Raw genomic sequence first — 22,910 nt, forward strand, 5'->3', positions numbered from 1 at the left:
CTGAACCACACGGACTTCTGTTATGATTTCAGGCAGCCACCGGTTCGGCGTGTGGCCCTGATTATTTTTGGGAAGGCGGTAACTATGAAACGCATCTTTGTTGCCGGAGCCGCACTGGTTCTGTCCGGAATTATCGGCACTGCAGGCGCCGCCAATATTACTTCGGTGTCACCCACGGGTAGCCAAAGCAAGGTCGCCGCCATTGATATCGTGTTCAGCACTAACGTCATTCCGCTGGGGCGCAACGATTTGCCGCCACCGGTCTCGGTCAGTTGCAAGGGGAGCCAGATAAAGGGGCATGGCAAGTGGTCCGATGGCGCGCACTGGTCTTATGAATTTGAACAAAAGCTGCCAGCAGGCGTGCAATGCACGATTACTCCGGATACGGCCTTTCGCGATACTACCGGCAAGCCGGTACAAGGCAAAAAACAATATCAGTTTGATACCGGTCGGCTGGCTGTCACATCAGTTGGCCCCTCGGGCAAAATCGATGAAGATCAGGCTTTTACGGTCAAGTTCAACCTGCCGGTGCAGGCCAGCAGTTTGCAGGCGCACGCAAGCTGCGTGGTGCAGGGCCTGGGGGAGCAAATTCCGGTCAAAGTGCTGTCCGAGCAGGATAAGAACATAATCATCAGCCAGGCCAGGCCCTATCTGGCAGATGAGGCCCAGAACATTGCGTTTGTTCAGTGCGCGCGCCGTCTGCCAGCAGCAGCCAAAGGCAGACTGGTCATCGGACAGGCGGTTACCAGCCTGGGCGGCATATCCATGAGCAAACCCTATGGTTTCGAATTCGAGGTGCGCAAGGACTTTGCCGCCGGCTTTTCCTGCTCGCGCGAAAACCAGAACGCCGATTGCTCGCCGGCCAGGCCGGTATATCTGACGCTCAGTGAATCAATTTCCCGGGCGGACATACAAGGCATTTCGCTTGTCGGCGCAAATGGCAAACCGTATCCGTCAGACATCGATGACAGCGACAGTACGATAAGCAGCGTGAAATTTCCAGGCCCGTTTGCCGAGCACGAGACGCTGACGCTCAATGTGCGTGCAGGGCTGAAAGACGAGTCGGGACGCGCCCTGAGCAATGCCGGCCAGTTCCCCATGAAGGTTCGCATGGCATCCTATTCTCCCATGCTCAAGTTCGCTTCCTCTACCTTCGGCATTATCGAGCGCAAGGCAGATACCGCCGACGGCAGGGCACCTTGGCATGTACCGCTGACTGTCCGGTATGTAGAGAACCACCTGGCCATCAAAGACCAGAGCCTGTCTCCGGGCACCATTAGCGATTATGTTCCTCAAGAGGATGCCGACGTACTCAGGGCATTTGCACGTGTGCGCCGCCTGGAGGAAACGTCGATGACGGCAAAAAATATTCGTGCCGTGATGAACGATCAGCCTGACAGTCAGACGGAAAAAAAACCCGTTTATATAGACACCCGATCCATTTCCATGCTGGCCGAAAACCCGAATGCAACCACCATCACGCTGCCAGAGGTGAAAACGGCGGGCAAGAGCCGCGATTTTGAAGTACTGGGCGTGCCATTGCAGCAGCCAGGCTTTCATGTGCTGGAAGCCAAGTCCGCCAGCCTGGGTCAGGCGCTGCTTGCCAATAAAAATCCCATGTATGTACGCAGTTCGGTGCTGGTGACCAACATGGCCGTGCATGTCAAAAAAGGCCGGGACGATCTGCTGGTGTGGGTGACCACGCTGGATGACGCCAAGCCGGTTGCGCATGCACAGGTCAATGTACTTGATTGTTCCGGTAAAACGCTACTGACTGGCCAGACGGGCAGCGATGGCATCTGGCATTATCGCAAGGCGGTCAAAGGCGAAGATTATTGCAACGCTACGGAGTTGTCCGGCCTTTTTGTCTCGGCGCGCATTGGCCCCGATCATCCGCAGGCCGCTGGCGTAGGCGATTATTCGTTTGCGTTTACCTCATGGGACAATGGCATTGAGTCCTGGCGCTTCAATGTGCCAACCGACAGTTCTGCGCAGCCTACTGTGCGTGCCCACACTATCCTGGACCGCAGCCTGTTCCGTGCTGGCGAAACGGCGTCCATGAAGCATCTGCTGCGCACGCTGACACGCGATGGGTTTGCGCTGCCTGACATCAATGCGCTGCCGGCACAGATGAGCATTGAACTGGTGGGCGGGCAAGACAAATACAAGTTCCCCGTCAACTGGCAACAAACAGCGGGCGGCGGCGTGTTCAGTGCATCGGACTGGAAAATTCCCGAGGATATCAAGCGCGGACAATACCGAATTGTGCTGGACCCCGATGGTCAGGCGTACGAAACCGGTCAGTTTCGTGTCGAGGACTTCAAGCTGCCTTTGCTGGCAGGGCAACTGTCGATCACTGATGCTACGGGTGACAAAGGGCCGCTGATCGCACCCAAGGCAGTCCGACTGGATATGCAAATGCGATACTTGTCTGGCGGTGCTGCCGGACGGCTACCTGTAGACATTTCTGCACTGTCACGCGATCGCACCGTGTCATTTCGCGACTATGACGATTATTCTTTCGATCCGCCGCAACAAACCGCGGCCGACGCCGATAGTAAGCAAGAGGAGGGTGCAGACGATAGCGACACCAGCCGCATTATCGTGAACAAGCAGAAGATGACGCTTGATGCCCAGGGGCACGGCACGCTGGCGCTGGATGCCTTGCCCGCATCGGACAGAGCGCGCAACATCACCTTTGAAGGCAGCTTCATGGATCCTAACGGCCAGGTGCAGACGCTGAGCCGTACTGTGGCCGTGTGGCCCGCCGCCTATGTGGCGGGCATTCGAAGTGGCTACCTGGTGCAGCAGGAAAAGGCTGCGGCGATATCGGTTATTGCACTGGACACGCAGGGTAGGCCGGCGGCAACGGCCCCGGTCAAGGTACGTGCCGTCAGCTATACCTATCAGACTGTCCGCAAGCGTCTGGTCGGCGGGTTTTACAGTTATGACACCCATCGCGTCGCCAAAGATCTGGGCACCGTATGCACCGGCACCAGCGGCGCTGACGGCAAATTCGCTTGCGATATCAGCCTGAAAGAGCAGGGGCGGGTCAGCCTGATTGCCGAGGTTACCGATAGCGCAGGTCGCCGTGCCCAGGCCGAGTCCAGCGTCTATGTGGTCGGTGCAGGCGAGATGTGGTTCTCGGGCGAGAACAATGACCGCATCGACATAATTGCCGACAAGAAGGAATATCAACCCGGCGAGACTGCACAGTTCCAGGTGCGCATGCCATTTCGCCAGGCCAACGCGCTGGTTGCCATTGAACGGGAAGGGGTCCTGGAAACCAGGCAAGTAGCCCTGTCGGGCACCAATCCCACTTTCACTGTTCAGATCAAGCCTGAGTGGGGGCCGAACGTCTATGTTTCGGTACTGGCGCTGCGAGGTCGAATTCGCGACTCGGCGCAGAATCCGGATCTCAGTTGGGGAGAATCGGCCTCTGCGTTGCCTAGCGCATTAATTGATCTGGCCAAGCCGGCGTATCGCTATGGGTTGACGGCGATTCGTGTGCGCAGTGATAAAAATGCATTGAATATTAGTGTCACCACAGACAAGTCGCGCTATCAGGTTCGCGACCAGGCGACCGCCACGATCCGGGGCACCTTGCCAGATGGCAGCCCGGCTGCCAATGCCAGTGTTGCATTGGCGGTGGTGGACGAAGCCTTGCTTGAACTGGCGCCCAATGATACCTGGAATATTGTCAAAGCCATGATGGGTGAGCGCGCCTATGGGGTCGAAACATCCACTGCCCAGATGGAAGTGGTGGGACGGCGTCACTATGGTCGCAAGGCCCTGCCGCCGGGCGGTGGCGGTGGCAACGGTGGTGCCCCTACGCGCGAATTGCTGGACAGCCTGGTATTCTGGAAGCCGGATATTGTGCTGGACGCGCAGGGTCAGGCCACCGTTGCGCTCGGCCTGAATGATGCGATTTCGGGTTTTCGGCTGGCAGCCATTGCCGAACTGGGTGCGGACCGGTTTGGTCAGGGAAGTGCCCATATCGTGACCACGCAGGATTTGCAGGTCATCTCCGGTTTGCCGCTGGTTGCCCGCAGTGATGATCATTACACTGCGGCGGTCACGCTGCGCAATGCGACCGATCGTGCCATGACTGTACAGGTGGACGCGCGCGTCAGTGGTCCGGCGCTCGCGCCGGTAACGCTCAAGCGGCAAACCGTGTCCATTGCGGCACAGTCGTCGCAGAAGGTCGCCTGGGATATGAACATGCGTACCCTGCCGCCGGGGCCTTCGTCGCAGACCCTCAAGTGGCGTTTCGATGCCCGGGAACAGGAGGAGCCGACTGGCAGCACACCGGCGCATACCGCTGCGGCGGACAGTGTCGAAGTATCGCAACTGCTGATTCCTACCGTACCGGTCACGGTGCGACAGGCGACATTGCAATCGGTGCGCGCAAAGGAACCCATCGAGGGGTTACCGGTGCAGCCGCCAACAGGCGCGATCAACGGGGCCGATGGTGTGCCGCTGGGCGGGGTACAGGTGCAATTGTCCACGTCCCTGGCAAAAGGGCTGGAGCCGGTGCGCCGCTGGTTTACCGACTATCAGTTTACCTGCCTGGAGCAACTGTCTTCGATTGCCATCGGTATTGACAATCCGCAGCGCTGGTCGGCACTGATGAACCGGTTGCCCGTATACATGGATGATCATGGGCTGGTGGCGTACTTCCCTGGCCTGGCAGGCGATGAAGTGCTTACCGCTCATTTGCTTGCCGTATCCCAGGAGGCCAGTCGCGGTGACCAGCCTTACGCGATTCCGAAAGCGTATCGTGAAAAAATGCTGGAAGGCCTGATGGCCTATGTAAACGGCAAAATCCGTTCGACTGCATGGCAGCCCAAACAGGATAACGGGGAACGCAGGCTGATGGTGCTGGAGGCCTTGTCACGTGCCGGTATGGTTACCCCCCGCCTGCTGTCCACCGTTGAGTTTGATCGGGAGCGCATGAGTACGGCTGCACTGGTAGACTGGCTTAGCATTGTGTCGCGCGTCAAGAACTTGCCAGATCAGGCCAAAACGCTGTCCACGCTGCGTTCGGCCCTGCTGTCGCGCATGAGCCGGCAAGGCACCAGCCTGGTGCTCGCAGACGATGATGATGCCTATCCTTGGTGGATGATGAGCAATCGCGCCACGGTGACAGCCAAACTGCTTGTTGCGGTCATGAACAACAAGGCCTGGGAGAAGGATATCCCTGTACTGTTGACTGGCCTGCTTGGTCAGCAGCAGCGCGGCGCCTGGTCTACGACGACGGCGAATGTCTGGGGTACCCTGGCGGTTCGCGCCTTTTCCGCGACCTTTGAAAAAACGCCGGTCAAGGGAACGCTGTCCATGTCGCTGCAATCTGCCGGTGCCTCCACTGCATCCGCAGACCAGCAGTGGGAAGGGCTGCTGCCGACCCAAAAAATCTTGGTGCCGTGGAAAAACAATGATCCCCAGCAACTGTCGCTATCGCTGCAGGGAACCGGGCGCGTCTGGGCATCCATGGCGGCCCAGGCGGCAGTGCCGGTAAGCAAACCAATCTACGCGGGCTATACGCTCAGTCGCAATATTGTTCCGGTCTCACAGGCGGTAAACGGCAAATGGTCAGTGGGCGACATCTACCGTGTCCATCTGGATATCACTGCCAAGACCGCGATGAACTGGGTGGTGCTCAGTGATCCGGTGCCGGCCGGTGCGACGGTTCTGGGTGGCGGCCTGGGCCGGGATTCGGCCGTGGCAACCCAGGGTGAGAAGCAGGACGACAATGGCATGTCGCCCAGCTTTGCCGAACGCAAAAGCGAACTGTATCGTGCCTATTATGCGTGGTTGCCGGCGGGCAAGACGTCGCTGGAGTACACGGTGAGGCTCAATACGCCTGGCAGCTATAGTTTGCCGGCCACGCGGGTCCAGGCCATGTATGCGCCGCAGGTTTACGGCGAATTGCCCAACACCGGTGGGTTCACGATTGTTGAATCCGCCGGCGAGCCGATGGCGGTTTCAACACAACAGCCTGCACCAGCACAAGGGGCCAACGCTTCGGCTGCGACAACCCCATGATGGCACGGGCAGTCGGAGAAGCGGCAGAGCGCCGGGGCCGCCCATTCAGACTGCTGGGCCTGTGCCTGGTTGCACTGCTGGTCGTGGTTATTGTCGGGCTGGCTGTCTATATCGCCCGCCTGCCGGTACCTGGGTACGACGAAGTGCGCAGCGGGTACCGTGCGTCCTATATCACCTTGCTTGATCGCGATGGTGCGGTGCTCGAGCGGGTCCGCAACGACTATCATGAACGGCGTGACAACTGGACGCCGCTGGGCGAGATCTCTGTTGCCCTGGTCAGCGCTGTGCTGCAGTCCGAAGACCGGCGTTTTTACAGCCATGCCGGTGTCGATATACTTGCGCTGGGCGCAGCGGTGCGTGACCGGGTCACCGGGCGCAGTGTGCGCGGCAGCTCGACGCTTACGATGCAACTGGCCGGCATGCTGGACGAGCGCGATGGGCGCAACGGCAGGCGTACGCTGGCACAGAAAGCCAGGCAGATGATTCAGGCACTGGCCATTGAATTGCATTGGAGCAAATCGCACATTCTTGAAGCCTACCTCAACCTGGTTCCCTGGCGCGGCGAGTTGTCCGGGGTGACTGCTGCGGCCCGCAGTCTTTTCGGCAAATATCCTGTCGGACTGGACAGTCGTGAAGCCGCGATTCTCGCTGCCATGCTGCGCTCACCCAATGCTGCGCCAGCCGTTATTGCGCGCCGGGCTTGCGGCATTCTGAAGGCGCAATCACAAGCGCAATATTGTGAACATCTTGCAGGCATGACCGACTATCAATTGAGCCATACCGCCACCGCCTTGCAGGATGATCCTTTTGCTGCTTCTCATTTTGCCCGACGCCGGCTGGCATTGGGAATGCCGCAGCAGGCGCATCTAGCCACCACGATCGATGGCCGGCTGCAGCGCACCGTGCAGACCATTGTCAATCGCGTGGTCCATGAGATTCGCCATAGTCATGCCAATGACGCGGCAGCGGTCGTGCTGGATAACCGTACCGGTCGTATTCTGGCTTACGTGGGCTCCTCCGGTGATCTGGCAACGGCCCGCTACGTTGATAACGCAGCTGCCCTGCGGCAGGCTGGCTCCACGCTTAAACCCTTTCTGTACGCTCAGGCGTTGGAGCAGCGCAGGATTACGGCGGCCTCGCTGCTGGACGACAGCGCGGTCAACCTGCCTACCGGCAATGGGTTGTATGTGCCGCAAAACTATGACAAGCAGTTCGGCGGCTGGGTCAGTGCCCGTACGGCCCTGGCTTCATCACTGAACATCCCGGCGGTACGCCTGCTGGTCATGGTAACGCCTGATGTCTTTCACCAGCGTCTGCGCCAGCTTGGCTTGCCGCTGGCGCAGACGGGCGATTATTACGGCTACAGTCTTGCATTGGGTAGCGCCGATGTGACGCTGCTGTCGCTGACCAATGCGTATCGGGCGCTTGCCAATCAGGGCATGTACAGCGACGTGAACTGGGGTGTTGGTGCGGCGCCGTCGGCCAATCGGGTCATGAGTCAAGAGACTGCCTGGCTGGTGGGCGATATCCTGTCGGACAGGCAGGCACGGGCGCGCACCTTTGGCCTGGACAGTGCCTTGTCCACTCCTTTCTGGACCGCCGTCAAAACCGGCACCAGCAAGGATATGCGCGATAACTGGACCGTAGGCTGGTCTGACAAATATACCGTGGGCGTTTGGGTGGGCAACAGTACCGGCGCCAGCATGCGCCAGGTCAGTGGTGTTACCGGCGCGGGGCCTGCGTGGCATGACATTATGCGGTATCTGCATCGGGATCATGCCAGTATGCAACCAACCCGGCCCGCCGGGTTGAGCGCACGCGACATTACTTTTGAAAATAATCTGGAAGCAGCCCGGGCCGAATATTTTCTGCCGGGCACCGAGATGTCGCGCATCGCGCTGGCGTCTTCGGCCGCGGCACCGGCTTCCGGGCGCATGGTCATTCGCACGCCGGCCGACGGTACGATCATCGCTCTTGATCCCGATATCCCGGCGGACAACCAACGCATGCAGCTGTTGACCACGACACCGGCCGGTGGCAGGCACGTAACCGTGCGCTGGTACGTGGACGGTCGTTTTCTGGGCGAGGCCAATCCCTTTGCCTGGTATCCCGTACCGGGCAGCCACCTGATTGAGGCGCGCGACAATGCTGACCAGACTCATGACCGGGTGCGCGTCAACATACGCGGCGCGCAGTTGCGGCCGCAACTGGGTCAGCAGCCTTGATCGGCATGGTGCATGGCTACTGGTTGCTGCCACAACAAGCCTGAGCAAAGGTTGATTAGTCGTTGTCTGGCGGGAACTCACGCAGATTCGGGTACCGCTGTTTCAGAGTTTGAATAAAACGATCCGTGCTTTCTTGTGAATACCCCAAGATCTTTCCGATTTCTCTTTCCACCGATTCTATGTAACCGTATTTAAAAGCACATTTTTGTAGTTCGATAAATCTTAATGCTTTGTCCCTTGAACCGGGCACGTAAACCACGAGATCTTCATAGGGACCATCCCCTATATGTTCTCTGACCCAGTCTAATGCCCCGGGAGTCTGGGCTAGCCGATTGAAATTGTCTTCGGCGCCAAATTTGATGGTTTCAAATAATCCCTCATCAATGCATCTTCGCATGTCTTGAAAATGTTCTTCAGGGTAATCGAAACAAAAATAGGCGACCTCTTTTTTGCCTGCGAGCATAAATTGCGCTTCGCGTCCCTCATGTGGAGCCCCTTCTTCATTTTCAACAAGATTTTCATCGCTCATAGTAAAGAATCACTCTTTAATTTAAGAAAGTAGGTAATTTTAGGATGAAAATCCAAACGATGACGATCCTTAACTGCTGCCAGGTCGTAGGGATAGACGTTATGAGACTCTACTGTTTCCCGGGGGAAAATCAGGTGTTGTAGAAATTGGTTATTTAGTGCCATTGTCTGTCATAAGCGTTTTTAATACACAGGAACCGGGGCACGGGCAAAAGACACAACACCGTAGCAGATAATAGTTTCATCAGCGATATTTTTTCGCAAGAGAGCGCTATTTCTCCAGGATCGGTGGCATGCTTGTCACAAGGGAAGGCCAATGGCTTTATGTACAAATGTTGTGGTAACGCAAAGCTCAAGGTGGGCACAGGAAAAGACAGGGCGTAACTCACAATAAATAAAATCATTGGCTTGGTGGTTTCTCCTTTGTGAATACCGAACACAGGCCATGCGATCTGTTGCATAATTGAGTAAACAGTCCAATCAGGTGGTGCCTCAATGCAAACCAATACAAGCAATTCACAACTGAAAGTTGGCGTCGGTCAGTTTGCTGCCGTCAACGAGATCGAACCCAATAAGGAACATATCCATACCCTGGTAACGCAGGCGGCAGAGCAGGGCGTGCAACTGCTGGTCCTGCCCGAAGCGTCCATGTGTTCGTTTGGCTCGCCGCTGCCGCAATTGCGCGAGACGGCCGGCAACAACTCGCCTGCCTTTGTCCGCTACATGCAGGATCTGGCGCGTGATCACGACATGCATATTGTGGTTGGTGTGCTGAGCCTGGCAGACCAGCCGGGCGATGAACGGGTGACCAATCAGCTACTGGTTCTTGACAATACCGGCGCGCAGGTGCTTCGTTATACCAAAATGCATGTCTATGATGCCTTCAAATTCAAGGAGTCAGACAAAGTGCGGCCCGGCAGTTTTTCCGAAGAAAACGCCGAGCTGGGTCTGTTCGATATCAAAGGGTTTCGGGTTGGCCTGATCAACTGCTATGATCTGCGTTTTCCGGAAATGGCTCGCGCGCTTATTGATCAGGGAGCAGATGTGCTGTCGGTCAGTGCGGCCTGGCTTGCCGGCCCGCTTAAGGAAAACCATTGGGAAATATTGCTGCGGGCACGCGCCATTGAAAACACCAGCTATGTGCTGGCATCAGGGCAGACCGCGCCACGCAATTGCGGCCTGAGCATGATTGTGGATCCACTGGGTATGGTGTTGGGCACTGCCACCGCCGACCCGGGTCTGGCGGTGCACACCTTGTCATCACAACGTATTGCGCAAGTGCGCGAGCTGCTGCCATGTCTGCAAAATCGTCGTTATCAGGTATCAGGATTGAAATGAATACAACTGCAATAAAAAGAGCACATCCGGACGAACTCATTGTCGGGCTGGTTTCCGTCTCGGACCGGGCAACATCCGGTGTCTACGAGGACAAAGGCATTCCCTCGCTGCAGGCCTGGCTGGAGCGCGCCCTGCAGTCGCCGTTTCGCACCTGCCCCAGGCTGATTGCAGATGATCAGCAGACTATTTCCGAGACGCTGATCGAGCTGGTGGATCAGCAGGGATGCGATCTGGTGCTCACCACCGGCGGCACGGGCCCGGCGCGACGCGACGTTACACCAGAAGCGACACTGGCGGTTGCCAGCAAGCCCATGCCCGGTTTCGGTGAACAGATGCGACAAATCAGCCTGGCCTTTGTGCCTACCGCCATTTTGTCCCGCCAGGTTGCTGTCATCCGCGAAGCGACTGAACATGCTGCGCTGATTATCAATCTGCCGGGGCAACCCAAAGCCATACAGGAAACCCTGGAAGGGTTGCGCGATGAACAGGGCGAAGTAAAAGTGCCAGGCATCTTTGCCGCCGTGCCTTACTGCATTGACCTGATCGGCGGTCCCTATATAGAGACCCGAGACGATGTGGTTGCGGCTTTCCGGCCAAAATCGGCCCGGCGCGAGCCCAAAGCTTGACAGTTGTGATGTCACAATTGGTAAATTTGGTAAAAAGCCGGGTTCCTGCGCCTTATATGCGGTTTCCCACTTAAAATAGTGGCTGTTCAGATATTTTTCAATTTCAGGAGATCGTTACATGGCACTCGTTTCTATGCGCCAATTACTGGATCATGCCGCGGAAAACGGCTATGGTATTCCCGCCTTCAACGTGAACAATCTGGAGCAGGTGCAGGCCATCATGGAAGCGGCCAAGGAAACCAACAGTCCGGTCATCATGCAGGCGTCTGCTGGTGCGCGTAAATACGCAGGCGAAGGTTTTCTCAAACACCTGATTCAGGCTGCGGTAGAGAGCTATCCGGAAATCCCGGTAGTCATGCACCAGGATCATGGTCAGTCACCTGAAATCTGTCAGGGTGCCATTAATCTTGGTTTTTCAAGTGTCATGATGGACGGCTCTCTCATGGCCGACGGTAAAACCATTGCCGACTATGAATACAACGTGGAAGTAACCAAGCAGGTAGTTGATCTGGCACACAAGGTCGGTGTCACCGTAGAAGGTGAACTGGGTTGCCTGGGCTCGCTTGAAACCATGAAAGGCGACAAGGAAGACGGCCACGGGGCAGAAGGCACCATGACCATGGAGCAACTGCTTACCGATCCGGAGCAGGCTGCAGATTTTGTCCGTCGCACCCAGCTGGATGCGCTGGCGATCGCGATTGGCACCAGCCACGGCGCCTACAAATTCACCCGCAAGCCTACAGGCGATATTCTGTCTATCAATCGCATCAAGGAAATCCACGCCCGCTTGCCCAATACACACCTGGTCATGCATGGCAGCTCCAGTGTTCCCCAGGAATTGCTGGCCGAAATCCGCGAGTTCGGTGGCGACATGAAAGAAACCTATGGCGTGCCGGTTGAAGAAATTCAGGAAGCCATCAAGTTTGGCGTGCGCAAAGTCAATATCGATACCGATATTCGTCTTGCCATGACAGGCGCCATCCGCCGTTTCCTGGCTGAAAATCCCGGCAAGTTCGACCCGCGTGAATACAACAAGCCAGCCCGCGAAGCCGCCAAGAAAATCTGCGTGGCGCGCTATCAGGAATTTGGTACAGCCGGCAACGCCAGCAAAATCAAACCGATTGGCCTGTCTGAAATGGCCGCAGCCTATGCTGCAGGCAAGCTGTCTCAACAGGTAAAATAAGACGATTGCGCCGTCTCCCGGGACGGCCTGTCAGGGAAACCCCGCCACGACGATGCGTTGTGGCGGGGTTTTTCTTGTGAGTTTCCGTAATAGGAAATGATACCCGTAACGGGTATATTGCTATGATTTAGCAATAAGCAATGGCAGTATGAGAGTGTTAAAGCGCAGAGCGTTTGCGAAATGGCAGTTGCGTGAAAAATTGCCTGACGCTGTCTTATGTTGGGCTGTTATGAAAATGGAGCACGGGCTGATCGACGCCGATTTGGGTGGAAGGCTTTATAAAAAACGGGTGCCTGGTGCTGGCTGCGGTAAAAGCAGGAGGTATCGAACATTGCTTTCGGCCCGAATAGGCACTCGGTACATTTTTCTGCACGGTTTTTCGAAAAGCGAGCAGTCCAATATTTTTCTGAAAGAAAAGCAGGCCCTGAGCTATGCCGGCAAGCTATTTCTGGCGCTATCAGATGACGACCTGGTTCTTGCCTTGCAAGCCGGCGTCCTACAGGAGTTGCATTGTGACAGGAAAAATCATTGAATCATTGCGCGGTGAACTGGCTGAGCTGCAGACTGGGGGTGCAATCAGCAAAACGACAATGCGCGAGTTTGACACGCTTTTCCCGTTGCCGGTCAGGAATTTTACAGCGACAGATATACGAAAATTGCGCGAGTCACTCAATATCAGCCAGCCTGTCTTTGCGCTTCATTTACATACCACGGCCTCGACCGTACGCAAATGGGAACAGGGTCATACACGCCCGTCGGGACCGGCTTTGAAATTGCTCAATGTGATCGCCGCCAAGGGGCTGCAAGCCATTCTGTAAGATGATCTTGCCGCATGAGGTAGCACACTGATGGTGTGCGCCGCTAGCGGAACCCGCCACGACGATGCGTTGTGGCGGGGTTTTTTACGTTCAAGCCTAGCATATGGCGGTAAAATAACGGATTATTCCCATTTCTATTCCATGCTCGTACGCCCGCGACAGTACTTCACGCGTCCGCGTGCCGCATGAAATTTTCCCTTGCAAAGGATTTCCGGTGACATCTGCGCTTCTTCAATCTGATATTCAGTCCCTGCCACTGCTGGCGCGCGGCAAAGTCCGTGATATGTACGCCGTGGGCGACGACAAACTGTTGATTGTTGCCTCTGATCGTATTTCTGCGTTTGATGTGATTCTGGATGATCCTATTCCCGGCAAGGGCCAGGTGCTTACCGAGCTCACGGAGTTCTGGCTGAACAAACTGGGGCATATTATTCCAACCCATGTGACCGGTATTGCTCCCGAAGAGGTGGTGCAACCCGCGGAAGCAGACCAGGTCCGGGGCCGGGCCATGGTTGTCAAGCGCCTCAAGCCTGTGCTGGTGGAAGCGGTCGCGCGTGGCTATCTGATCGGATCCGGCTGGAACGACTATCAAAAAACCGGCGCCATCTGCGGCGTCAGCCTGCCTGCTGGTCTGGTCCAGGCGCAGAAACTGGCATCGCCTATCTTTACCCCGGCGGCCAAGGCCGAAATGGGTTCTCATGACGAAAACGTCGACTTCGCCCATGTCGTGCGCGAAGTGGGGCAGGAGGTTGCCGAGCAGATTCGTGATATCACGCTGCACCTTTACACCGAGGCGGCCGATTATGCTGCAGAAAAAGGCATCATCATTGCCGATACCAAATTTGAATTCGGCTTGGACGACAACGGCGTCCTGCATCTGATGGATGAAGTGCTCACGCCTGACTCTTCCCGTTTCTGGCCCGCCGACTCCTATCAGACGGGCATCAGCCCCCCGTCCTTTGACAAACAGTTTGTGCGCGACTGGCTGGAAACCCAGCCCTGGGACAAGACAGCGCCTGCGCCCCGACTGCCACAGGACGTGTTGCAGAAAACGGCCGACAAATATCGTGAGGCGGCAACCCGTCTGATCGGATAAGCAGGGCGTTATGAACGAAACACTCAACTCAGGCAATCACAATACTGATTCCAGGCAGGCCGACCAGGCGCTGGTCGGCGTTATCATGGGCTCGTCCAGCGACTGGGACGTCATGAAAAACGCCACGGACATGCTCGAGCAATTCGGCGTGCCTTACAAGGCCCAGGTCATCTCGGCGCATCGTATGCCGCAAGATATGGCCGATTATGGCGCGACAGCCTATGATCGCGGCCTGCGGGCGATTATCGCCGGCGCCGGCGGTGCAGCGCATCTGCCAGGCATGATGGCGGCGCTGACCGAGGTGCCGGTGTTTGGCGTACCGGTCCCGTCGCGCTATCTGCGCGGCGAAGATTCCCTGCTGTCCATCGTGCAAATGCCCAAGGGGGTTCCTGTTGCCACCTTTGCCATCGGCGAAGCCGGCGCCGCCAATGCAGCGCTGCATGTGATTGCCATGCTGGCCATGAACAACCCGGCGTTGCGCGAACAATTGCGCGCTTTTCGCGAGAAACAGACCAATACGGCAAGGGCGATGACATTGCCGCCGGCTACCAAGAACTGAAAGAGAATTTTCGCAATGCACACACCAATAGCACTTTCTGACCGCATTCATCCTGGCGAATGGCTGGGCATGCTGGGCGGCGGCCAACTGGGTCGCATGTTCTGCCACGAGGCGCAGAAACTGGGATACAAGGTCGTTGTTCTGGACCCGTCCGGCAACAGTCCTGCAGGCATGGTGGCCGAGCGCCATATGGCCGCAGCCTACGATGATATCGTTGCGCTCAGGGAACTGGCCGCGATCACGCCCGCCGTTACGACGGAATTTGAAAACGTGCCGGCCAGCAGTCTGAAACAACTGTCTGCAAGCTGTCGCGTGACGCCTGGCGCGGCAGCGGTCGCCGTTGTGCAGGACCGGATTGCCGAAAAGGCATTTATCAATGCCCAGAAGATCCCGGTAGCGCCATATTGTGAGGTTCGCGACATGAGCGATCTGGAGCAGGCACAGGATGCACTATTTCCCGGTATTCTGAAAGTAGCTCGCCTGGGTTATGACGGCAAGGGTCAGCAACGGGTCTCGACCCGCGCCGAAGCCATTGAAGCCTTTCGTGACTTTGGACAAATACCCTGCGTGCTTGAAGCCATGTTGCCGCTGGATCATGAAATTTCAGTTGTCATGGCGCGGGCGATCAGCGGAGAGACCGCGATTTTCCCGATTGGCATTAACACCCATGAGAACGGCATTCTTGCCAGTACGGTTGTCGCGCCGGATCTGATCAACGAAGATTTGGCCAGTCAAGCCAGGGAAGCAGCCCTGCGCATTGCCGAAGGACTCAATTATCAGGGCGTGCTGTGTGTCGAGTTTTTTGTGCTGTCTGACGGTCGCTTGATTGCAAACGAAATAGCGCCACGTCCGCACAACAGTGGCCACTACACGATGGACGCCTGTGTCACCAGCCAGTTTGAACAGCAGGTGCGGGTCATGACGGGCATGCCGCTGGGCGCGACAGATCTGCTCACGCCGGTGGTCATGCTCAATATCTTGGGCGACTGCTGGTTCAATGGCAATGCCAGCCATGCGCGCGAACCGCAATGGCATGACATTCTTGCCATCCCGGGTGTATCGTTGCATCTGTATGGCAAGGATGAGCCGCGCCCGGGGCGCAAGGTCGGGCATATTAACGTTGTGGGCGCCAACATAGAGCAGGCCAAGGAACGGGCACGGGATGTGATTCGCAAAATGGGGATTCGCACCGTTTTGTCCTGACTGGCTTTAACCGTTTTATCTATACCATGTAATCCCAAGAGGCAGTCCCGGACCCCAGGACTGCACCCGATGATCACGCGACACAGACCATTTCCATGACCGATATGACAAGCCCGATTGACCATGCCGCACACGTTTTAAACGAAGGCGGTCTGGTGGCGTTGCCTACCGAGACGGTTTATGGTCTGGGCGCCGACGCCGAGAGCGCGCAGGCCGTGGCCAAAATCTATCAGGCCAAGCAGCGGCCAGCCAACCATCCGCTCATTGTTCATATCGCGCCGGAGGCGGATCTGTCCTATTGGACGCGGGACCTTCCGGCAGAAGCGCAAAAGCTGATACAGGCGTTCTGGCCGGGACCATTGACGCTGATCCTGCCGAAAAACCCGGCCATTACCGATGCGGTGACCGGCGGGCAGGACAGTATCGGCCTGCGGTGCCCGTCGCACCCGGTCGCACTGGCGCTAATCCGCGCTTTCGCCCGCCTGCGCCCCTCGGGACAGGCTGGTATTGCCGCGCCTTCTGCCAACCGGTTCGGTCATGTGTCGCCGACCAAAGCCCAGCACGTACGCGACGAATTTCCCCAGGAATGCACCGATGGCATGCCGGTGCTCGAAGGGGGCGATACTGACATCGGCATTGAATCGACGATTGTGGACGTCTCGCGCATTGCGCAGGGCATGCCGGTCGTATTGCTTCGCCCTGGTCATATTTCGGCAGGGCAACTGGCGGGGGTGCTGGGCTATACCCCGGCCAGCCCGGACGCTGCGGTTCCTCGTGCATCGGGCACGCTGAAAGCCCATTATGCGCCGCAAACCCGGCTCAGCCTGTTCGATGCCGCAAACCTGGAAGACCTGCTGGCCGCCCGTCCGGGGCACGAACGCTGGGCTATTTATGCGTTTGACGCGCCGCCACCGGCCTTGCCGGCACAGTTGCAGTGGCAGCAGGTGTCTTCTGACCCGGTCCGCTACGCACATGATCTGTATGCGCTGCTGCGCGAGGCCGACCAGCAGAATCTGGACCATTTACTGATCCAGCGCCTGCCCGCAGACGAACGGTGGGATGCGGTTGCCGACCGCCTGCAGCGTGCCGCCGCCGCTTTCGAATAAGACCGTACTGGCCACAGTGGTGGCCAGGAATGCTTTAGATTCCAACCTGTTATGTGAATCGCTGCAGTTTATTTTGGAAAATGCACAGCCGCTTTGCCAGTTGGCCTAAACCGGATTATGATGATTCTATTGGAATCTCCGGAACGCAATATGTTAGAAATCAAGAATCTTCAGGAAATGGTGGATGTGCGCAGGGATATCCACGCTCACCCCGAACTGGCTTACGAAGAAAACCGGACTGCACAGGTCATTTGCCGCAAGCTCAAGCAATGGGGCATCCCTTATGAAGCGGGTATCGGCAAAACCGGCGTGGTTGCAACCATCCGGGCGGGCAGCGCCGACAAGGCCATTGCTTTGCGTGCCGATATGGACGCGCTACCCATGCAGGAAGAAAATCGCTTCGCACACCGTTCGCAGCATGATGGCAAAATGCATGGCTGCGGTCACGATGGGCATACCACCATGCTGCTTACTGCGGCGCATTACCTGAACGAGACGCGCAATTTTGATGGCACTGTTCACCTGATATTTCAGCCTGCCGAAGAGGGCGCAGCCGGCGCCAAAGCCATGCTTGAAGATGGATTGCTGGAACGGTTTCCCTGCGAAGCCATTTTCGGCATGCACAATTGGCCCGGGCTACCCGAAGGGGCATTCGGCTATCGCAGCGGGCCGCTGATGGCCTCCAGCAATGTATTTAGAATCACCGTTTCGGGAAAAGGCGGTCACGCAGCGGCACCCGCCGATTGCGCCGATCCGGTTCCGGCGATTGCCCAGATTGCAGTGGCGCTGCAGACCATCGTATCGCGTTCGGTTCGCCCAATTGATCCGGCGGTCTTGTCCATTACGCAAATTCATACCGGGTCCGCCAATAACGTAATTCCCGATAGTGGCTGGCTGGCCGGTGCGGTGCGCTGTTTTTCCGATGACGTGATCGACGTGATGGAAAAACGCATGCGCGAACTGGCCACGCAGATTGCCAGCAGCTTTGGCTGTACTTGCGAAGTCGACTTTGACCGCAGATATCCGCCATTGGTGAACACGCCCGACGAAACCGAGTTCTGCCGCCAGGTCATGGAGTCCCTGTATGGCGAGCGCAGTGCCGACATGGTGCGCGAGAATGTGCAAGTCATGCCCTCTGAAGATTTCTCCTTCTTCCTGCGCGAGCGGCCTGGCAGTTATGTCTTTTTGGGAAATGGCGAGGGCAACCACCGCGAGCCAGACCATGGCCTGGGCCCTTGCATGCTGCATAACCCGAGCTATGATTTCAACGACAATCTAATCCCGATCGGCGCCAGCTACTGGATTCGCCTGACAGAAATGTATCTGGCGGCCAAAGCCGGATAACAACACCTTTGATCATTCCCGGTACCGATGCGATCGGGAATGACAGCCCGCGATCATAACGACGCACGCCATTGGCAAATGCAAAAAGACGCGGGCCGAGGTAATTGGCATCATCATGCACATACCGGGGGACTACGGATGGTTTACGGAGGAATCAGACGACATGAAACGCTAAAGATTTGCCGAGCTTCTTAAATGCCTGATCAATCGTATCAACCTTTGTCGCCTGCCGCAGATTTACCATACGGTTCACTTGCGTAGGCGACACTTTCATCAGGCGTGCCAAATCGGCCTGTTTTACGTGCTGTCGCACCATTTCGTTCAATAACTCAACCTTGATTGCCACACTGGCCGGAAGGTCGACGATGTGCTGTCCGGCTTTTGTCGCTGATGGCGTCGGCACGCGACGCATATCATCAAAGTAAAAATCAAGTGCGGTAATTAGGCAGTCATACGCTAAATCAATGGCCTGCGCTTTGGTTTCTCCGTAGCTGATGGCTTCCGGAATATCCGGAAAGGTCACCATAAACCCCGGGCCATCGGGCGTCAGCATAAATGGATATTTCATATTACTTTCCTTTCTGTTCGGTGGTCGCTTCGTGTGAAGCCACCGAAGGGACGCCTGTCACAAGCCAAGCTGTTTTAATATTGCTTTTCGAATTCCCTCTGGCAACTCTTTCGCGTGCCTGGGAAGGGTACTGTGCCTACCGTTTAATGTCAGTTTCGTGTGGTTCGATCCTTCCTTAAACGTTACTCCCTGCGACATAAGCCAGCGTCTGAATTCGCTGGTTTTCAATGCAACTTCTCCTGCGTTTTCTATTATCTAATTATATACGAAAACGTTTATAAAAATAAACAAAAACGTGTATCGTATGGCAATGGAAAGCATGCCATTAGGTCTAAACGCAGGCGTCTCACTACTTGTCCGTCAATTCCCCATATCTGGCCAGCGCAATTCTGCGTGCAGCGCTGTGATCCACGATAGGCCTGGGATACGTTTTGTCCAGCTCGATCTGTGCGCTCGCCAGTATCTGATCGCCTGCCGTCCATGGAGCATGGATGTGCTTACCGGACAAGGCCGCCAGCTCGGGCACATAGCGGCGTATGAATTTTCCATCCGGGTCGAATTTCTGTGATTGGGTGATTGGGTTGAAAATCCGGAAATAGGGCTGGGCGTCACAGCCGGTGGAGGCGGCCCACTGCCAGCCGCCGTTGTTTGCGGCCAGATCAAAATCATTTAACTTCAACGCGAAGTATTGTTCACCCCGCTTCCAGTCGATACCCAGGTCCTTGGTCAGAAAGCTGGCAACTATCATGCGCAGCCGGTTGTGCATATAGCCTGTTTGATTCAGCTGGCGCATGCCGGCATCGACAATCGGATAACCTGTTTCTCCCTGGCACCATGCCAGGAAATGGTGCTCGGCTTGCGGTCCGCTTTCCCATTCAATCGCCTCATATTTGGCGTTGAATGCGTGTTCGACCACCTGTGGATAATGATGCAGGATCATGAAATAAAAATCTCGCCAGATCAGCTCGCTCAACCAGGTCGCAGCGCCCTGGTTGCCCGTGGACATTGCCGAAAAGGCGGCCTTGACCAACGTGCGAATAGATAGGGTGCCGAATCGCAGGTGCACAGATAAATAGCTTGGGCCTCGCAGAGCCGGAAAATCACGTTTGGCATCATAGGCGTTCATGCGGGGCAGAAAATCATCAAGTGCTTCCTGAGCGCCGCTGCTGCCGGCCGGCAGCAGCACCGGCTGCGCTGGCGGTTTGAAGCCGATATCTTCCAGGCACGGGCGTTGCGCCAGCGCTTGCGGGACTGGCGCCAACGCGCCCCCCAATGATTCGACGGGCACAGCAGCGTAGTGTTCGCTGTGCAAGGTTTTTAGCCAGGCGTTTTTGTAAGCGGTAAATACCTTGTACGGGCGACCCTGTCCGTTGAGTATTTCGTCGGTATCAAAAATGACCTGATCCTTGAACAGGAAAAGCGCCCGGTTATCCGACTGCAGCATTGTGCCAACCTGTTGGTCGCGTTCTTTTGCCTGTGGCTCGTAATCACTGCCGGCAAACACTGCCTCTACGTTCAACTGCCGTGCGATGGCCGGGATGATTTGCTGTGGTGTACCGTGACGCACGATCAGCCCCGAACCGGCTTGCTGCAATTGGCGCTGCAGATCATCCAGGCATGCATCAATGAATGACACGCGGCGATCGTCAGGGGGGAGGGGACAAAGAATATGGGTATCGAAGACAAACAGGCAGAACACCGTTTCACATTGACGCAGCGCCTGAAACAGCGGGCGGTTGTCAGCAGCGCGCAGATCACGACGGAACCACATCAAGCCGCGGTTATATTGTTTCATGGGTCAGGTTTTTGGATAAACAATCGTGGAAACACGAGCTTAACTGAATTTCCTGAAAAATACATTGAACCGCTCTCGTGCAGGTGTTCTTATCCGGCAGTCCTTTGCGCGGCGCGCACCTGGCCGATTCCGCGGTCTTCATTGTTTCCAATGATCAATTACCTGGGCAGAGGCCGTACCAGAAGTGATGCCGCCGGATGCAGGCGCCTGGCCGCAAGCGGGCGCGCATGCATCGATAGTTCGGGCATCACATGTTCTGTTTGATTTGACCACAATAGAGATCTCAACCTGGCTCAACAACGCAGCAGGGCAGGCTGAATATCCGTTGGGGCGTTATTTGCTGTCGGACAGAACCAATTTTTCCAGGTAATCCAGATCCTCACGTACCAGACGCAGCGATTCCCTTACATCCGGCACTTCGGGTCGCCTTGCTGCATCACGCAACAGCGAATTGACAGCCATGTCAGCCATGATCCCGGCGACATTGGCGCGATCCAGTCTGCCCTCGGGCTTATACCACCAGGCCGACCAGTTGCACATGCCAATCAGACTGAAAGCGGCTACATGTGCGTCAACCATGCGAAACACGCCTTCCCGGATCCCTCTTTCTATGACATGGCTGAAGTTCTCAAGTACATTACGGCGTGCATTTTGCACTGATATGCGTTGCTTCGGTGACAAGTCGGCCTCAGTACGATCTGCAACGCGAAACTCTGCAGGGCGTGACAGAATCAGGTCGGCGTGCTGGGTGACCAGCGCGCGCAACGCCGTCACGGGGTCAAGATCGTCGCGGGCAACGGTGTCGCCGGCCAGTTTGCGCGCCGCACTCAGCACTTCCTCTGTCAGCGATTGCTGAATCTGTTCCTTGTTCTTGAAATAATAATACACCGCCGTACGGCTCAATCCCAGCGCTTCGGCAATGTCCTGGATGCTGGTGCCGCCGGTGCCTCGTTCAATGAAAAGCGTTGCCGCCACATCCAGGATAGCGCTGCGTAGCGCTTCTCCTTTGAGCGTCGCCTTTGTCGAAATGTCGTTCACTGTCGTACTCCCTGTTGCAACGCAGCCATTAAACCCTAGTTGGCTGCCGGTTGTATAGCCCATTATTTTCCTTGATTTGACGGATTCGTCAAATATTAAAATTTAATTGACATTAAAGTCAAATAATTATCTAATGTGTCAAATAACACTTCGATGATATTTGGAAAGGAGAACGATTGTGGCAATAAACCCTTCTGCAAATCCGGTTACCGCGGGGTTTCTGAATACGGACTGGAATCCACGTGATTTGCCCGCAGGCGCCTCTACCCGCAACGTGGTCTTGCGCTGCGCCGATGGCGCCGCCACCTCTGGCTCTCTGTATCAGCCAGCCGGCAAGCGCTGCAGGACGGTAGTATGCATCATGCATCCACGTGAGTTCATGGCATGCCACTACCTTATTCCAGATATTGTTGCGGCAGGCTGTGCCGCCTGGTCTCAGGGTGCACGATCAGTGGGCAATGACCTGCGCCTGGAGCATGAATTTGCATTGCGTGATGTCACCGCTGGCCTGACCTTTCTGCGTGAACAGGGATTCGACAATATCGTTCTGTTGGGCAATTCGGGTGGCGCGGGACTGTATTCGCTTTACGCTGAACAGTCGGCCCTGCCTGGAGCACAACGGATTGCGCGCAGCCCGGCAGGAAAGCGCACCGGCTTGGGCGAGCTGGACATGCCTCGAGTTCAGGGCATGGTTTTGGTCGGCCCTCATCCTGGTCAGGGTGCATTGTTAATGAATTGCATTGACCCGTCTGTCGCGCAGGAGGGTGATGCCTTGTCTGTCGTACCGCACCTGGACCCGCTGGATCCGGCAAACGGCTACAAGCCGAACGGGCAGGCGCGTTACTCGGCGGAATTTATCGAACGCTACCGCGCCGGCCAGCAGGCCAGGGTGGCTCGCTTGGATGCGGTCGCGCATCAGATGATAGACACGCGGCTAAAGGCGCGCGAGCGGGTGAAAACGCAGCCTGACAGCTCGGCAGATGGCAAACGGCTGGCCGCTCACACCCCGGTGCTGATCGTCTGGCGAACCGATGCAGATTTGCGTTGCCTGGATCTGAGCCTTGATCCTTCAGACCGACACCCCGGCTCCCTATGGGGAAAAAATCCTTATTCGTCGAACTATGGTGCGGTGGGGTTCGCCCGTTTTTGTACGCCCGAGAGCTGGCTCTCGACCTGGTCAGCGCTCTCGTCCAATGCCAGTCTGTCGCGCACTGCTCCGGCGATCGACATACCATCACTGGTGATCGAATACACGGGCGACCAGGCCTGCTTTCCGGGTGATGTACAGACGATTTACGACGCGCTGACGGCGCAGGACAAGCAGCATCTTCGCATTCGCGGCGACCATCATGGACGCGCCCTGACCGACGATGAAGAACCGGGACGCTATCAGGGCGGTCGCGAGCTGGCTCGCTGGTTGCAGGCGCGCTTTCTTTGA

18 protein-coding genes are annotated in these 22,910 nt (G+C 56.6%); 13 read left to right on the forward strand and 5 right to left on the reverse strand.

The features are described 5' to 3' along the window. The first annotated feature begins 84 nt into the window (after window positions 1-84). Both INT32_RS05460 and pbpC read left to right on the forward strand, forming a co-directional pair. Window positions 85-6,045: an alpha-2-macroglobulin gene (locus tag INT32_RS05460; RefSeq protein WP_193087720.1), complete on the forward strand. Its 5,961-nt coding sequence runs from the start codon at window positions 85-87 to the stop codon at window positions 6,043-6,045. Then, the gene (gene pbpC, locus INT32_RS05465; protein ID WP_370540182.1) at window positions 6,045-8,270 is read left to right on the forward strand and encodes a penicillin-binding protein 1C; all 2,226 of its coding nucleotides are present in this window, start codon (window positions 6,045-6,047) and stop codon (window positions 8,268-8,270) included. The genes INT32_RS05460 and pbpC overlap by 1 nt, the downstream gene beginning before the upstream one ends. Window positions 8,271-8,325: 55 nt before the next feature. On the opposite strand, the gene INT32_RS05470 is transcribed toward pbpC, so the two are convergent. Beyond that, window positions 8,326-8,799: a hypothetical protein gene (locus INT32_RS05470; RefSeq protein ID WP_193087721.1), complete on the reverse strand. Its 474-nt coding sequence runs from the start codon at window positions 8,797-8,799 to the stop codon at window positions 8,326-8,328. Between the two features lie 494 nt (window positions 8,800-9,293). Between INT32_RS05470 and INT32_RS05475 the strand changes: the two genes are divergently transcribed. The 10 genes from INT32_RS05475 to INT32_RS05520 all read left to right on the forward strand — a co-directional run bounded on the left by INT32_RS05475 (window position 9,294) and on the right by INT32_RS05520 (window position 18,071). Continuing rightward, on the forward strand, window positions 9,294-10,136 hold the full coding sequence (locus INT32_RS05475; protein ID WP_193087722.1) for a carbon-nitrogen hydrolase family protein: 843 nt from the start codon (window positions 9,294-9,296) through the stop codon (window positions 10,134-10,136). Beyond that, window positions 10,133-10,762, forward strand: a complete 630-nt coding sequence (mog, locus tag INT32_RS05480) for a molybdopterin adenylyltransferase (protein ID WP_193087723.1) — start codon at window positions 10,133-10,135, stop codon at window positions 10,760-10,762. The genes INT32_RS05475 and mog overlap by 4 nt, the downstream gene beginning before the upstream one ends. A 118-nt stretch (window positions 10,763-10,880) precedes the next feature. Next, window positions 10,881-11,945 (forward strand): class II fructose-bisphosphate aldolase, encoded by a 1,065-nt coding sequence (fba, locus tag INT32_RS05485; RefSeq protein WP_193087724.1) that lies wholly within the window; start codon window positions 10,881-10,883, stop codon window positions 11,943-11,945. A 148-nt stretch (window positions 11,946-12,093) separates the two neighbouring features. Then, window positions 12,094-12,477, forward strand: coding sequence for a type II toxin-antitoxin system RelE/ParE family toxin (locus INT32_RS05490; protein ID WP_193087725.1), 384 nt, complete (start codon window positions 12,094-12,096; stop codon window positions 12,475-12,477). Continuing rightward, window positions 12,407-12,763, forward strand: a complete 357-nt coding sequence (locus INT32_RS05495; RefSeq protein ID WP_193087821.1) for a DNA-binding transcriptional regulator — start codon at window positions 12,407-12,409, stop codon at window positions 12,761-12,763. Before INT32_RS05490 ends, INT32_RS05495 begins: the two co-directional genes overlap by 71 nt. Before the next feature lie 214 nt (window positions 12,764-12,977). Further along, a complete protein-coding gene (locus tag INT32_RS05500; RefSeq protein WP_193087726.1) occupies window positions 12,978-13,859 on the forward strand; it encodes a phosphoribosylaminoimidazolesuccinocarboxamide synthase in 882 nt (293 codons plus the stop codon). 10 nt (window positions 13,860-13,869) lie between these two features. After that, a complete protein-coding gene (gene purE / locus INT32_RS05505) occupies window positions 13,870-14,418 on the forward strand; it encodes a 5-(carboxyamino)imidazole ribonucleotide mutase (RefSeq protein WP_226816555.1) in 549 nt (182 codons plus the stop codon). 15 nt (window positions 14,419-14,433) lie between these two features. Beyond that, window positions 14,434-15,621, forward strand: coding sequence for a 5-(carboxyamino)imidazole ribonucleotide synthase (locus tag INT32_RS05510; protein WP_193087727.1), 1,188 nt, complete (start codon window positions 14,434-14,436; stop codon window positions 15,619-15,621). 95 nt (window positions 15,622-15,716) lie between these two features. After that, a complete protein-coding gene (locus INT32_RS05515; protein ID WP_193087728.1) occupies window positions 15,717-16,727 on the forward strand; it encodes an L-threonylcarbamoyladenylate synthase in 1,011 nt (336 codons plus the stop codon). Window positions 16,728-16,877: 150 nt separating this feature from the next. Continuing rightward, complete coding sequence (locus INT32_RS05520) at window positions 16,878-18,071, forward strand: M20 aminoacylase family protein (protein WP_193087729.1); 1,194 nt, start codon at window positions 16,878-16,880, stop codon at window positions 18,069-18,071. A 154-nt stretch (window positions 18,072-18,225) separates the two neighbouring features. Here the strand turns inward: INT32_RS05520 and INT32_RS05525 are convergent, their stop codons facing one another. The 4 genes from INT32_RS05525 to INT32_RS05540 all read right to left on the reverse strand — a co-directional run bounded on the left by INT32_RS05525 (window position 18,226) and on the right by INT32_RS05540 (window position 21,472). Continuing rightward, complete coding sequence (locus INT32_RS05525) at window positions 18,226-18,639, reverse strand: type II toxin-antitoxin system HicB family antitoxin (protein ID WP_193087730.1); 414 nt, start codon at window positions 18,637-18,639, stop codon at window positions 18,226-18,228. Window positions 18,640-18,696: 57 nt separating this feature from the next. Then, window positions 18,697-18,867, reverse strand: coding sequence for a type II toxin-antitoxin system HicA family toxin (locus INT32_RS05530; RefSeq protein ID WP_193087731.1), 171 nt, complete (start codon window positions 18,865-18,867; stop codon window positions 18,697-18,699). Between the two features lie 121 nt (window positions 18,868-18,988). Continuing rightward, entirely contained in the window at window positions 18,989-20,434 is a 1,446-nt protein-coding gene (locus INT32_RS05535; protein ID WP_226816558.1) for a deoxyribodipyrimidine photo-lyase, read from the reverse strand. Window positions 20,435-20,767: 333 nt separating this feature from the next. Continuing rightward, on the reverse strand, window positions 20,768-21,472 hold the full coding sequence (locus INT32_RS05540; protein ID WP_128395315.1) for a TetR/AcrR family transcriptional regulator: 705 nt from the start codon (window positions 21,470-21,472) through the stop codon (window positions 20,768-20,770). 175 nt (window positions 21,473-21,647) lie between these two features. Between INT32_RS05540 and INT32_RS05545 the strand changes: the two genes are divergently transcribed. Then, entirely contained in the window at window positions 21,648-22,910 is a 1,263-nt protein-coding gene (locus tag INT32_RS05545; protein ID WP_193087824.1) for an alpha/beta hydrolase, read from the forward strand.

The organism is Advenella sp. FME57 (assembly GCF_014897675.1).
Taxonomy (GTDB): domain Bacteria; phylum Pseudomonadota; class Gammaproteobacteria; order Burkholderiales; family Burkholderiaceae_B; genus Advenella.

Excerpts from the sequence above, each read along its gene's own strand:
- INT32_RS05470 (WP_193087721.1), bottom strand. The coding sequence starts at position 8,799 with ATGAGCGATGAAAATCTTGTTGAAAATGAAGAAGGGGCTCCACATGAG.
- mog (WP_193087723.1), top strand. The coding sequence starts at position 10,133 with ATGAATACAACTGCAATAAAAAGAGCACATCCGGACGAACTCATTGTC.
- INT32_RS05535 (WP_226816558.1), bottom strand. The coding sequence starts at position 20,434 with ATGAAACAATATAACCGCGGCTTGATGTGGTTCCGTCGTGATCTGCGC.
- INT32_RS05490 (WP_193087725.1), top strand. The coding sequence starts at position 12,094 with ATGAGAGTGTTAAAGCGCAGAGCGTTTGCGAAATGGCAGTTGCGTGAA.
- INT32_RS05525 (WP_193087730.1), bottom strand. The coding sequence starts at position 18,639 with ATGAAATATCCATTTATGCTGACGCCCGATGGCCCGGGGTTTATGGTG.
- fba (WP_193087724.1), top strand. The coding sequence starts at position 10,881 with ATGGCACTCGTTTCTATGCGCCAATTACTGGATCATGCCGCGGAAAAC.
- pbpC (WP_370540182.1), top strand. The coding sequence starts at position 6,045 with ATGGCACGGGCAGTCGGAGAAGCGGCAGAGCGCCGGGGCCGCCCATTC.
- INT32_RS05510 (WP_193087727.1), top strand. The coding sequence starts at position 14,434 with ATGCACACACCAATAGCACTTTCTGACCGCATTCATCCTGGCGAATGG.
- INT32_RS05520 (WP_193087729.1), top strand. The coding sequence starts at position 16,878 with ATGTTAGAAATCAAGAATCTTCAGGAAATGGTGGATGTGCGCAGGGAT.
- INT32_RS05460 (WP_193087720.1), top strand. The coding sequence starts at position 85 with ATGAAACGCATCTTTGTTGCCGGAGCCGCACTGGTTCTGTCCGGAATT.
- INT32_RS05515 (WP_193087728.1), top strand. The coding sequence starts at position 15,717 with ATGACCGATATGACAAGCCCGATTGACCATGCCGCACACGTTTTAAAC.
- purE (WP_226816555.1), top strand. The coding sequence starts at position 13,870 with ATGAACGAAACACTCAACTCAGGCAATCACAATACTGATTCCAGGCAG.
- INT32_RS05475 (WP_193087722.1), top strand. The coding sequence starts at position 9,294 with ATGCAAACCAATACAAGCAATTCACAACTGAAAGTTGGCGTCGGTCAG.
- INT32_RS05495 (WP_193087821.1), top strand. The coding sequence starts at position 12,407 with ATGACGACCTGGTTCTTGCCTTGCAAGCCGGCGTCCTACAGGAGTTGC.